The organism is Methylobacterium sp. WL119, assembly GCF_008039875.1.
Lineage (GTDB): Bacteria > Pseudomonadota > Alphaproteobacteria > Rhizobiales > Beijerinckiaceae > Methylobacterium.
Genome location: NZ_VRUU01000030.1, coordinates 38,201 through 49,407, shown reverse-complemented (window position 1 = coordinate 49,407; position 11,207 = coordinate 38,201). Strand labels below are relative to the sequence as shown.

At 69.7% G+C, this 11,207-nt stretch carries 12 protein-coding genes; 9 read left to right on the top strand and 3 right to left on the bottom strand.

Annotated features, from left to right (window positions below):
• Positions 1-42: 42 nt before the first annotated feature.
• From recR to truA, 4 genes are all read left to right on the top strand, one after another.
• Positions 43-648, top strand: coding sequence for a recombination mediator RecR (gene recR / locus FV227_RS13210; protein WP_147730063.1), 606 nt, complete (start codon positions 43-45; stop codon positions 646-648).
• 104 nt (positions 649-752) lie between these two features.
• On the top strand, positions 753-1,268 hold the full coding sequence (locus FV227_RS13205) for a peptide deformylase (RefSeq protein ID WP_147859132.1): 516 nt from the start codon (positions 753-755) through the stop codon (positions 1,266-1,268).
• 13 nt (positions 1,269-1,281) lie between these two features.
• A complete protein-coding gene (fmt, locus tag FV227_RS13200; protein ID WP_147859131.1) occupies positions 1,282-2,211 on the top strand; it encodes a methionyl-tRNA formyltransferase in 930 nt (309 codons plus the stop codon).
• Between the two features lie 109 nt (positions 2,212-2,320).
• Positions 2,321-3,109: a tRNA pseudouridine(38-40) synthase TruA gene (gene truA, locus FV227_RS13195; protein WP_147859130.1), complete on the top strand. Its 789-nt coding sequence runs from the start codon at positions 2,321-2,323 to the stop codon at positions 3,107-3,109.
• Here truA and dapE read toward each other — a convergent pair.
• Positions 3,064-4,260: a succinyl-diaminopimelate desuccinylase gene (gene dapE / locus FV227_RS13190; RefSeq protein ID WP_147859129.1), complete on the bottom strand. Its 1,197-nt coding sequence runs from the start codon at positions 4,258-4,260 to the stop codon at positions 3,064-3,066. The genes truA and dapE overlap by 46 nt on opposite strands.
• Before the next feature lie 186 nt (positions 4,261-4,446).
• Here dapE and FV227_RS13185 point away from each other — a divergent pair, with 186 nt between their 5' ends.
• Positions 4,447-4,788, top strand: coding sequence for a PilZ domain-containing protein (locus FV227_RS13185; protein WP_147859128.1), 342 nt, complete (start codon positions 4,447-4,449; stop codon positions 4,786-4,788).
• A 55-nt stretch (positions 4,789-4,843) separates the two neighbouring features.
• Here the strand turns inward: FV227_RS13185 and FV227_RS13180 are convergent, their stop codons facing one another.
• Together FV227_RS13180 and FV227_RS13175 are read right to left on the bottom strand one after the other, a co-directional pair.
• Positions 4,844-7,162, bottom strand: a complete 2,319-nt coding sequence (locus FV227_RS13180) for a glycogen debranching N-terminal domain-containing protein (RefSeq protein ID WP_246686495.1) — start codon at positions 7,160-7,162, stop codon at positions 4,844-4,846.
• Positions 7,163-7,388: 226 nt separating this feature from the next.
• A complete protein-coding gene (locus FV227_RS13175) occupies positions 7,389-8,522 on the bottom strand; it encodes a glycosyltransferase family 4 protein (protein ID WP_147725896.1) in 1,134 nt (377 codons plus the stop codon).
• A gap of 536 nt (positions 8,523-9,058) precedes the next feature.
• Between FV227_RS13175 and rpmI the strand changes: the two genes are divergently transcribed.
• The 4 genes from rpmI (at position 9,059) to FV227_RS13155 (ending at position 11,207) form a co-directional block, all read left to right on the top strand.
• Positions 9,059-9,262 carry a 50S ribosomal protein L35 gene (gene rpmI, locus FV227_RS13170; RefSeq protein ID WP_018044555.1) on the top strand — a complete coding sequence of 68 codons (204 nt, stop codon included), beginning with the start codon at positions 9,059-9,061 and terminating at the stop codon, positions 9,260-9,262.
• Between the two features lie 48 nt (positions 9,263-9,310).
• Positions 9,311-9,688, top strand: coding sequence for a 50S ribosomal protein L20 (gene rplT / locus FV227_RS13165; RefSeq protein WP_147725894.1), 378 nt, complete (start codon positions 9,311-9,313; stop codon positions 9,686-9,688).
• A 140-nt stretch (positions 9,689-9,828) separates the two neighbouring features.
• Positions 9,829-10,911: a phenylalanine--tRNA ligase subunit alpha gene (pheS, locus tag FV227_RS13160; protein ID WP_147725893.1), complete on the top strand. Its 1,083-nt coding sequence runs from the start codon at positions 9,829-9,831 to the stop codon at positions 10,909-10,911.
• A gap of 14 nt (positions 10,912-10,925) precedes the next feature.
• Positions 10,926-11,207: a hypothetical protein gene (locus tag FV227_RS13155; RefSeq protein WP_147725892.1), complete on the top strand. Its 282-nt coding sequence runs from the start codon at positions 10,926-10,928 to the stop codon at positions 11,205-11,207.

The following is an 11,207-nucleotide window of genomic DNA, read 5'->3' as shown; positions in this document are numbered from 1 at the left end:
GCCCAGGCCCGCCCAGGCCCCGCCCAGGAAAACGAACCGTTCATGCCGCAAGCCGTCGCCGGCCCTGAGATCGAGCGCCTGATCCAGCTGCTCGCGCGGATGCCGGGCCTAGGGCCCCGCTCCGCCCGGCGGGCGGCCCTGCAGCTCATCAAGAAGCGGGACACGCTGCTCGCGCCGCTGGCCGACGCCATGCGGGTCGCGGTCGAGCGCATCGTCGTCTGCCGCGAATGCGGAAACGTCGACACCTGCGATCCGTGCACGATCTGCAGCGACCCGTCGCGCGATCCGACGCTGCTGGTCGTGGTCGAGGACGTGTCCGATCTCTGGGCGCTGGAACGCTCGGGCGCGGTGCAGGCGCGCTACCACGTGCTCGGTGGCGTGCTCTCGGCCCTCGACGGGGTCCGGCCCGAGCACCTCAACATCGCCAGCCTCGTGGAGCGGGCGGCCCGGCCGGAGGTGAAGGAGATCATCATCGCGCTGAACGCCACGGTCGACGGGCAGACCACGGCCCACTACGTCACCGACGCGATCAAGGACCTCGGCCTGACGGTGACGCGGCTCGCCCACGGCGTGCCGGTCGGCGGCGAGCTCGACTATCTCGACGAGGGCACGCTGACGGCGGCGATCCGCAGCCGCACGGCGTTCTAGGACCAGCCGCGGCGGCGGCGGCGCGGGCATTTGACCGCCCTCCCCCCGCATCCTATTCCGGCGACACGCCCGCCCCGCCACCTGTTCCGTCACCCGGTCGAGCCATGACGATCCGTCCCCTCGTGATCCTGCCCGATGCGCGCCTGCGCCTGCCGTCGGAGCCGGTCGGCCCCGTGACGAAGGAGATCCGCACCCTCGCCGACGACATGCTCGAGACGATGTACGACGCGCCCGGCGTCGGCCTCGCGGCGATCCAGATCGGCGTGACGAAACGGATGGTGACCATCGACACCTCCAAGGAGGAGGGCGTGCGCAACCCGCAGATCTTCCTCGATCCCGAGATCGTCTGGGCCTCCGAGGAGACGCGGGTCTACGACGAGGGCTGCCTCTCGATCCCGGAGGTCTACGGCGAGGTCACGCGGCCGGACAAGGTGCGGGTGCGGTTCCGCGACCTCGACGGGGCGGTGCAGGAGATCGAGGCGTCCGGCCTGCTCGCCACCTGCATCCAGCACGAGATCGACCACCTCAACGGCGTGCTGTTCATCGATCACCTGTCGAAGCTCAAGCGCGACCGGATCGTGAAGAAGTTCACCAAGGCGGCCAAGCGCGACGCGGCCTGATCGGACACCGGACATGCGCGTCGTCTTCATGGGCACCCCGGATTTCGCGGTGCCGACGCTCGCGCGTCTTTCCGAGGACGGCCACGCCATCGCGGCGGTCTACACCCGCGCGCCGGCGAAGGCCGGGCGCGGCATGGCGCTGCGCCCCTCCCCCGTCCATGCGCTCGCGGACCGGCTCGGCCTGCCGGTCCTGACCCCGTCGACCCTCAAGGACGCCGAGGCCGCCGAGACCTTCGCGCGCCACCGGGCCGACGTCGCCGTTGTCGTCGCCTACGGCATGCTTCTGCCGCAGGCGATCCTCGACGCGCCGCTCCACGGCTGCCTCAACCTGCACGGCTCGCTGCTGCCGCGCTGGCGCGGGGCGGCGCCGATCCACCGCGCAGTGATGGCGGGCGACGGGATGAGCGGCGTCGGCGTGATGCGGATGGAAGCCGGCCTCGACACCGGGCCGGTGGCGCTGGAAGCCCGCATCCCGATCCGCCCCGGCATGACCACGGGCGACCTGCACGACGCGCTGATGCCGGCGGGCGCCGACCTGATGGCGCAAGCTCTGCAGGAGCTCGACGCCGGCACCCTGACCTTCCGGCCGCAGGCCGAGGACGGCGTGCTCTACGCCAGGAAGATCACCAACGACGAGGCGCGGATCGACTGGACCCGGGATGCCGCCGCGGTCGCGGCGCAGATCAACGGGTTGAGCCCGTTCCCGGGCGCCTATTTCGAGGTGGACCTCGGGAAGGGCGCCGAGCGGGTGAAGGTGCTCCGGGCTCTGCCCGCCACCGGATCGGGCGTCGCCGGAACGCTCCTCGACGCCGACGCCACGGTCGCCTGCGGCTCGAGCGCCGTGCGGATCCTGGAGGTCCGACGCGCCGGAAAGGGCGGCAGCGCCAGCGGCGCGGAGTTCCTGCGCGGGGCGCGGGTGATTGCCGGCGCGGGTTTCGGATGAGGGAAATCGACAACCGCCCGTTCCCTCCCCCCTCTGCGGGGGAAGGTACCCTGCGCCGCAGGGGGGGAGGGAAAGGCGCGTCCTCCGCTCACCTGCAGAGACGACCCTGATGCCGCGCTACAAGCTCGTCATCGAGTACGACGGCGCGCCCTTCCGCGGTTGGCAGCGGCAGGCCGACGCGCCGAGCGTGCAGGGCGCGATCGAGACGGCGGTGACGCGGTTCTCGGGCGAGACGCAGGGGCTGACCTGCGCCGGGCGCACCGATTCCGGCGTGCATGCGACGCATCAGGTCGCCCATCTCGATCTCGCCAAGGACTGGCGGACGGACGTGGTGCGCGACGCGCTGAACGCGCATCTGCGCCGGGTGCCGGTCTCGATCCTCTCGGCGGAGATCGTCCCCCCCGACTTCAACGCGCGGCATTGGGCGATCCGGCGGCACTATCGCTACCGCATCCTCGACCGGCGCAGCCCGCCGACCTTCACCGGCGGCCAGGTCTGGCACGTGCCCTGGGCGCTCGATGCGGCGGCGATGCACGCGGCCGGGCAGAGCCTGCTCGGCCTGCACGACTTCACCGCCTTCCGCGCCGCCGAGTGCCAGGCCAACAGCCCGGTGCGCACCCTCGACCGCCTCGACGTCACCCGCCGTGCGATGGGATCGATGGAGGAGATCGTGGTCGAGACCCACGCCCGCTCCTTCCTGCACCATCAGGTCCGCAGCATGGTCGGCACGCTGATGCTCGCCGGAAGCGGGCGCCTCGATGCGGCCGGCGTCGCCGACATCCTCGCCTCGCGCGACCGCAGCCGCTGCGGCCCGATGGCGCCCGCCTGCGGGCTGTGCTTCGTCGGCGTGGATTATCCCGCCGAGGGCCCACCCGTCTGGCCCGACGCCGGGAAGTAGGCGTCGAGCATCCGGCCGTAGATCGCCGTCAGCCGGTCGAGGTCGGCGACCGGCACGCACTCGTCGACCTGATGCATGGTCTCGCCCACGAGGCCGAACTCGATGACCGGGCAGAAATCCTTGATGAAGCGCGCGTCCGAGGTGCCGCCGGTGGTCGAGAGCTTCGGGCGCAGCCCGGTCTCGGCCTCGATCGCGTCGGAGACGAGCGCGACGAAGGCGTCGGGCTGGGTCAGGAAGGCCGGAGAGTTCGAGGGCACGAGGTCGAGGGCGTAGCGGACCGTGCCGCCGGCGGCCGCGTCGAGGCGGCGGCGGATCTCGGCGGCGAGCGTCTGCGCGTCCCATCCCTCGTTGAAGCGGATGTTGAACACCGCCCGCGCGTCGGCCGGGATGACGTTGGTCGCGGGGTTGCCGACGTCGATCGTCGTGAACTCGAGGTTCGAGGCGTCGAAATGCGCGGTGCCGCCGTCGAGCGGGTCCGCGGCCAGCGCCGAGGCGAGGCGCAGCATGCCCGGGATCGGGTTCTCGGCCCGGTGCGGGTAGGCGACGTGGCCCTGCCGCCCGTGGACGGTGAGCTTGCCGGTGAGCGAGCCGCGCCGCCCGATCTTGATCATCTCGCCCAGGGTGCTCGGGTTCGTCGGCTCGCCGAGCAGGCAATGGTCGAAGCGCTCGCCCCGGGCCTTCGCCCAGTCCAGCAGCTTGACGGTCCCGTTGAGGGCCGGCCCTTCCTCGTCGCCGGTGATCAGGAAGGCGATCGAGCCGGGAAGACCCGGGCCGCGCGCCTGCAGGAACCGGAGCGTGGCGGCGAGCATGCAGGCGATGCCGCCCTTCATGTCCACGGCGCCGCGCCCGTAGAGAACGCCGTCGGCGACCGCGCCCGCGAACGGGCCGCTCCGCCACGCGGCGGCGTCTCCCGGCGGCACCACGTCGGTATGGCCGGCAAACAGCAGGCAGGGCGCGCCGGTGCCGATCCGGGCATAGAGGTTCTCGACGTCCGGCGTGCCGGACTCGGAAAAGACCGGCCGCGAGACGGCAAACCCGGCCGCGGTGAGGATCCGGTCGAGCAGCGCAAGCGCCCCGCCCTCCTCCGGGGTCACCGAGGGGCAGCGCAGCAGCGCCTGCGCCAAGTCGAGCGGGCTCTCCTCGGCGCTCACGCCGACACCTCAACGATCACCGAGGCCTCGCCCGCGGAGCTACCGTAACGGTGTGGATCCGTCGGCGCGATGGCGGAGGACGGCGGCTGCATCTTCAACCCTTCTTGAAAAACCGAGCTTACGACAACCCGGAGCAGGAACAGGCACCGCACCGCAAGGGCCGCGGCAGGATAGGAGCATCGCGGCATGGTTGCGAAGGCGTGGTCCGAGCTCGCCGCTTCCCGCAACCATCTCAGCCTGATGGAGCCTCCGCCGGAGAAGCGATCGGGCGGGGGCCGCCACACGGTGATGATCCCGGCGACGATCACCTGTCCCGACGGAACGACCCATGCCTGCGTGATCCGCGACATGTCGGTCGCGGGCGCGAAGCTCGCGATCTCGCGCCGCCATCGCCTGCCGCCGGGCTTCGCCCTCACCGTGCCCGGGTACGACCATGCCTATCCGGTCGCACGCAAGTGGCAGCGCGGAGACTTCGCCGGCGTGGTGCTGACGCTTCCGAAGCCCGATGGCGAGCCGCATCCGGAATGATGCGCGGCTGCGCGAGGCGACCGCCGCCTCGCGCTCCGAGACCCGCGCGCGGCGGCTACTTCAGCACCGCCACCTGTGCGTCGCCGAGGCGACGCGTGACGCTGGCGGTGACGTCGCTGCCGTGGCGTTGGAACCGCAGGTCGACCCGCGAATCGCCCAGGCGCACGTTGTAGAGCGAGACCCCGTCGAGGAACGCCGGCAGGATCGGGTTGCGCAGGCGGACGCGGTTGCGCGCGTGATCGAGCTCCAGCCCGAGGCAGGCTGAGAGGAAGGCGAACGGCGCCGCCGCGGCCCAGGCCTGCGGGCTGCACGCCACCGGGTAGGAGACCGGCCCGCGCTGGCGCCGGCGCATGAAGCCGCAGAATAGCTCCGGCAACCGCTTCTGGTCCTGGTACAAGGCGGTCTCGAACATGCCCTGGAAGATGCGCGCGGCCTCGTGCTTGAGGTCGTAGCGGGCGAGCCCCATCGCGATGATCGCGTTGTCGTGCGGCCAGATCGAGCCGTTGTGGTACGACATCGGGTTGTAGCGCGCCTCGCCGCGGGCGATCGTGCGCACGCCCCAGCCGTTGAAGCCGTCCTTCGACAGCAGCGTCGCCGCCACCTGCGCTGCCCGCTCGGGCTTGGCGATGCCGGTGAACAGGGCGTGGCCCGCATTGGACGAGCGCACGGCGCATTGGCGCTTCTCGCCGTCGAGCGCCAGCGCGTAGGTGCCGATCTCGGCGTTCCAGAACGCGGCGTCGAACTTTTCGCGCAGGTCGTTCGCCTCGAGCGTCAGGCTCTCGGCCATGGCGTCGTGACCGAGCATCGCGGCGAGCTTGGCCATGCCGTTCTTGGCGGCGTAGACGTAGCCCTGGACCTCGCACAGCGCGATCGGGCCCTTGGCCAGATGCCCGTCGGTGTGGAAGATCGAATCGTGGCTGTCCTTCCAGCCCTGGTTCTCCAGCCCCTTGTCGGTGTCGCGGGCGTACTCGACGAAGCCGTCGCCGTCGCGGTCGCCGTACTCGTTCATCCAGGCCAGCGCGAGCTCCAGCGCGGGCCAGATCCGGGTGATGGTCTCGCGGTCGCCGGTGACGGCGTAATAGTCCCAGGCCAGCATCACGAAGAGCGGCGTCCCGTCGATGGTGCCGTAATAGTGCCGGAACGGCACCTCGCCGAGCATCGCCATCTCGCCGCGGCGGGTCTCGTGCAGCACCTTGCCCGGCTGCGCGTCGGCGGCCGGATCGACGGTCTTGGCCTGCGTCACTGCGAGGTAGCGCAGCACGCCCTTGGCGAACTTCGGATCGATCCACAGCGCCATCATCGCGGTGATGATGCCGTCGCGCCCGAACACCGTGGAGTACCAGGGGATGCCGGCGAACGGGTAGATGCCCTCGGGCGTCCGGCTCGCCAGCATGTAGAGGTCGGCGGTGGCGCGGCAGGCGGCCTCGTTGAACTGGTCGTTCGACGAGATGATCGTGGTGATGCCGGCGGTCAGCTCGCGCAGGTCGCGCCGCGCGTCGCGGTAGGCGCGGGCGAAGACCATGCCTTCGTAGAGGCCCTTCGGCGGCCGCACCGCGGTGCTGCCCGAGGCGAGCGAGAGCGCGGCGGCGGCATCCTCGCCGGTCTTCTCGGCGGACGGCGCGCTGGTGAAGGCGCGATGCGCCTCGCACACCACGCGGACGAACAGCGAGGCACGGCCCTCGGGCGCCAGAGTCACCTCGAAGACGGCACGGCCGGGCTCGAGCAGCTTCGGCTTGGGCCCGAAATGCAGCGCGGTGGTGCGCACGATCTCGTCGAGGCCGACGTAGCGGAACTGCACCTCTTGGTCGCTCGCGACCTGCACCGCGCGCTTGCCGCGGCTGGTGCGCGCCGTGCCGCGGACCTCGAACAGGTCGCGGTAATCGGCATCGAACGTGACCTCGATGCGCAGGGTACGCTGGCGCGAATCGTAGGAGCGCAGGCCGATCCGGTCGTAGCAGGCGCCGCGGAACAGGAATTTCGTGCGCTCGATCGCGATGATCTCGCGCGCCAGCGTGATCTCGTCGCCGCCGTCGAGGCGGATGTCGGGGGTCGTCATGTCGACCGAGAGCGCGCCGTTGTCGTCCTGCATCACCGAGGACAGCATCAGCGGGCGCTGGCCCTCGATGGTGAAGTGCAGGCGCGACAGGTAGCGCGTATCCTGGAAGTACAGGCCTTCCGGCCCGGGCTGCACGCCGATGTCGCCGAACGAATCCAGCACGGCGAAGGCCTCGCCGAACTTGAGCGAGCGCAGCGGCCGGTCCACCAGCGAGGTCTGCGCCTCGATGTGGTACTGCGGAAGCACCTCGTCGGCATCCTGGAAGCCGCGCGGAATCTTCTGCTGCGCCTCGCTGCCGGGCTGCGCCTTTGCCGTCATCGTGTCCGCCATGCGTGACCTGCTCCGCGCATCCTGGAGTGCGAATCGAAAGGGCCGCCGGATCGCGCCTTTGCGATGCGGCGGCCCTGGTGACCGTCTGATTGAGCCGTTTGTACGACGGGGCGAGGACGGAGAAAACCCTGCCCGCGCCGCTTCGACGGCTCTTGGACGGCCCTTGCAAGCCGAATGCCGGATGCGGCGGCGGGCGAGGCCCGCCGCGACCGGATCAGGCCGGCATCGCGGCGATCGAGATCGCCGGGCGGGCCGAGCCGTTCATCTCGCCGTAATGCGGGGCGAAGGCGGAGGCGGTCGGCAGGGCGATCACCGAATCGCGGGCGGCAAGGAGTTCCTCGTAGGCCGCGACGTACTTCTTGACCATGCACTCGGCGGTGAACGCGGTCTCGAAGTGGCGGCGGACGCCGGCGCGGCTCATGGTCTTGACCTTGGCCACCGCGGCGACCGCGTCGTCCATCGTCTCGCACAGCACGCCGCTGACGCCGTCGGCGATCACCTCCGGCACGGAGCCGTTGCGGAAGGCGATCACCGGGGTACCGGCCGACATCGCCTCGATCATCACCAGGCCGAAGGGCTCCGGCCAGTCGATCGGGAAGGCGAGCGCCAGGGCGTTGCCGAGGAATTCCTTCTTCTGCTCCTCGTTGATCTCGCCGATATACTCGATCAGCGGGTGGTGGATCATCGGCTCGATGACCTCGTCCCAGTAATCCTGATCGGCCTTGTCGACCTTGGCGGCGATCTTCAGCGGCGTGCCGGAGCGGATCGCCATCTCGATGGCGCGGTCCGGGCGCTTCTCCGGCGAGATGCGGCCGAGGAAGGCGAGGTAGCCGCCCTTGGCCTCGGGGGAATACGGGCAGTTCTGGGCCGGCAGGCCGTGATGGATCGTCGACAGCCAGTTGACGTTCGGCGGCATCGGCTCGCGCTGGTTGTCGGAGATCGACACCAGCGGCATCCCGGTGAAGGTCTTGTAGACGGGCATGAAGTCCGGCACGTCGAGGCGGCCGTGCATCGTGGTGATGCACTTGTGGTTCAGATCCTCGAACATGGGATACTGCAGCAGATCGATGTGAAAATGGAGGATGTCGAACTCGTGCGCCCGACGATGAACCTGGTGCAGCATCGCGAGATGGCTCGCGGTATGATCGCGATAGCCCAGAAGACGCAGACCTTCGGGCGTGCAGGCCGCGAGCTTGGCGGACGTCTCGGAATCGCCGCTCGCGAACAAGGTGACGTCGTGGCCCTGGCGGACCAGTTCTTCGGTGATCCAGCTGACGACGCGCTCTGTGCCGCCGTAGAACTTGGGCGGTACGGCTTCCGAGAGCGGGGCGATCTGGGCAATGCGCACGAAAGGTCTCCTGAGTAGCCTGCGTTTCGGGGATCTAACCCGACCCGGGCTGAGTGGGACATGAACGAAACCCACGGCCAAGGTTATGGTTCCTTGTGCGGTGCAAAGGCAGCGCTTCGTCGTCTTCGCCGGGACTTGTCCCCGGTATCCTCGACGACCGGTCGCGCGCCCGCGGCTCGCGAGGATCCGGTACTGAGGTGAGCGTTTCGAGCGCAGGACGAAAGGCCGGCGACACGCCGGCTTCGAACGCGGTCGACGGCCTCCTCCTGCAGCGAAGCCGACGATCGGGCGCCTCTCCAACGCGACCGAGCCGGCGGCGAGCGCAGCGGGCTCCGGGTGCTGCGGGCCGACGGGACGGACCGTTCGGGCGCCGGGCATTGAAGCGGCGCGCGGTTTCTGCCATAAGCCGCCCCGCGTGGAACCGCCCGGCCGGTTAGGGCTGCCGTGGCGGTTCATGCTGCTCCACCAGAAGCATCCATCGAGCGCACCCCTCCGGCCATCGTCGGACGGCTGGGGTTTCGCGCAAGGAGAGCCAAATGCCCAAGCTGAAGACCAAATCGGGCGCGAAGAAGCGCTTCAAGATCACCGGGACCGGCAAGGTCATGTACGCCCAGGCCGGCAAGCGCCACGGGATGATCAAGCGGACGACGAAGCAGATCCGCAACCTGCGCGGCACCACCACCCTGTTCGAGGGCGATGCCGCCAACGTGAAGAAATACTTCCTGCCCAACAGCCGGTAAGCCCTTCACGACCGCCGAGACTGCTTTTTTCGATCCAGGAGATACACCATGGCCCGCGTCAAACGCGGCGTGACCAGTCACGCCAAGCACAAGAAAGTCCTCAAGGCCGCCCGTGGCTATTACGGCCGGCGCAAGAACACGATCCGCATCGCCAAGCAGGCGGTCGAGAAGGGCATGCAGTATGCCTACCGCGACCGCAAGAACAAGAAGCGCACGTTCCGCGCCCTCTGGATCCAGCGCCTGAACGCTGCCGTCCGCGAGCACGGCCTGACCTATTCGCGCTTCATCGACGGCCTGGCGAAGTCCGGCATCGCGGTCGACCGCAAGGCGCTGTCCGACCTCGCGATCCACGAGCCGGCGAGCTTCGCCGTCGTGGTCGAGAAGGCCAAGGCCGCCCTGCCCGCTCAGTCCGCCAAGGCCGCCTGAGCCTCATCCGAGCGACGAACCGGCGAAAGGCGCGGGGCTCCCTCGGGGAGCGCCGCGCCTTCGTCATGTTCGCACACCCTGTGACCACGAGCCTGCGCGCCGACGGCGCCGGGCGGTGAACCGCACGCGATGGGACAGCGATGACCGATCTCGACACCCTCGAACGCGACCTGCTCGCCCAGGTCGCGGCCGCCGCCGACGAGGCGTCGCTCGAGGCCCTGCGCGTCGCGGCGCTCGGCAAGAAGGGCAGCGTCTCCGAGTTGCTGAAGACGCTGGGCGCGATGAGCCCGGAGGAGCGCAAACAGCGCGGCCCGCTCATCAACGGCCTGCGCGACCGGGTACAGGGCGCGATCGCCCAGCGCCGCGACGCGCTCGCCGAGGCGGCCCTCGAAGCGCGGCTCGCGGCCGAGCGCATCGACGTGACCCTGCCGCTGCGCGAGGCGCCCGAGTCCCGCGGCCGCATCCACCCGATCAGCCAGGTCATCGACGAGATCACCGCGATCTTCGCCGACATGGGGTTCTCGGTCGCCGAAGGCCCGGACATCGAGACCGACGAGCTGAACTTCACCGCGCTGAACTTCCCGCCCGGGCATCCGGCGCGGGAGATGCACGACACCTTCTTCCTGGCGCCCGACGCCGAGGGCAAGCGCAAGGTGCTGCGCACGCACACCTCGCCGGTCCAGATCCGCACCATGCGGTCGCAGACGCCGCCGATCCGGGTGATCATCCCGGGCCGGACCTACCGGCACGATTCCGACCAGACCCACACGCCGATGTTCCATCAGGTCGAGGGGCTGGTGATCGACAAGGCGGCCAACATCGCCAACCTAAAATGGGTGCTCGAGGCGTTCTGCAAGGCGTTCTTCGAGGTCGACGCCGTCAAGATGCGCTTCCGACCCTCGTTCTTCCCCTTCACCGAGCCCTCGGCGGAGGTCGACATCCAGTGCTCGCGCAAGGGCGGCGAGATCCGCTTCGGCGAGGGCACCGACTGGCTCGAGATCCTCGGCTGCGGCATGGTGCACCCGAACGTACTGCGGAATTGCGGCCTCGACCCGAGCGAGGTCCAGGGCTTCGCCTTCGGCGTCGGCATCGACCGCATCGCCATGCTCAAGTATGGCATGCCGGACCTGCGGCCGTTCTTCGAGGCCGACCTGCGCTGGATCGAGCATTACGGCTTCCGCCCGCTCGACGTGCCGAGCCTGATCGGCGGCCTGACGGGGTAGAAAGGGTGAGCGCCATGACGGAACGCGAAGTGGAAAACGTTGTCTCTTCGGTGCTCGAACACCGCTTTCCCGGTGGGCAATACAAGGCAGCGGAGGTTCGATTCGATACGGATTTCGATGGCGCCCCGATCATCCGCGTGACGGCTCGGTACAACACGCGACCGGCCAGTCGCGCCGAACTCGTGCGAACGGTGCACGCGATCCGGGATGCCCTCATCGCCCGCGGCGACGATCGTTTCGTGTTCCTGAGCAACGACATCGCCGACGAGCGGCAAGTTCACGCGGACGTGGACTGA

Bases quoted from the DNA above. Each gene is read 5' to 3' on its own strand.
- recR (WP_147730063.1), top strand. From the start codon at position 43: ATGCCGCAAGCCGTCGCCGGCCCTGAGATCGAGCGCCTGATCCAGCTG.
- FV227_RS13205 (WP_147859132.1), top strand. From the start codon at position 753: ATGACGATCCGTCCCCTCGTGATCCTGCCCGATGCGCGCCTGCGCCTG.
- fmt (WP_147859131.1), top strand. From the start codon at position 1,282: ATGCGCGTCGTCTTCATGGGCACCCCGGATTTCGCGGTGCCGACGCTC.
- truA (WP_147859130.1), top strand. From the start codon at position 2,321: ATGCCGCGCTACAAGCTCGTCATCGAGTACGACGGCGCGCCCTTCCGC.
- FV227_RS13185 (WP_147859128.1), top strand. From the start codon at position 4,447: ATGGTTGCGAAGGCGTGGTCCGAGCTCGCCGCTTCCCGCAACCATCTC.
- FV227_RS13180 (WP_246686495.1), bottom strand. From the start codon at position 7,162: ATGACGGCAAAGGCGCAGCCCGGCAGCGAGGCGCAGCAGAAGATTCCG.
- rpmI (WP_018044555.1), top strand. From the start codon at position 9,059: ATGCCCAAGCTGAAGACCAAATCGGGCGCGAAGAAGCGCTTCAAGATC.
- rplT (WP_147725894.1), top strand. From the start codon at position 9,311: ATGGCCCGCGTCAAACGCGGCGTGACCAGTCACGCCAAGCACAAGAAA.
- pheS (WP_147725893.1), top strand. From the start codon at position 9,829: ATGACCGATCTCGACACCCTCGAACGCGACCTGCTCGCCCAGGTCGCG.
- FV227_RS13155 (WP_147725892.1), top strand. From the start codon at position 10,926: ATGACGGAACGCGAAGTGGAAAACGTTGTCTCTTCGGTGCTCGAACAC.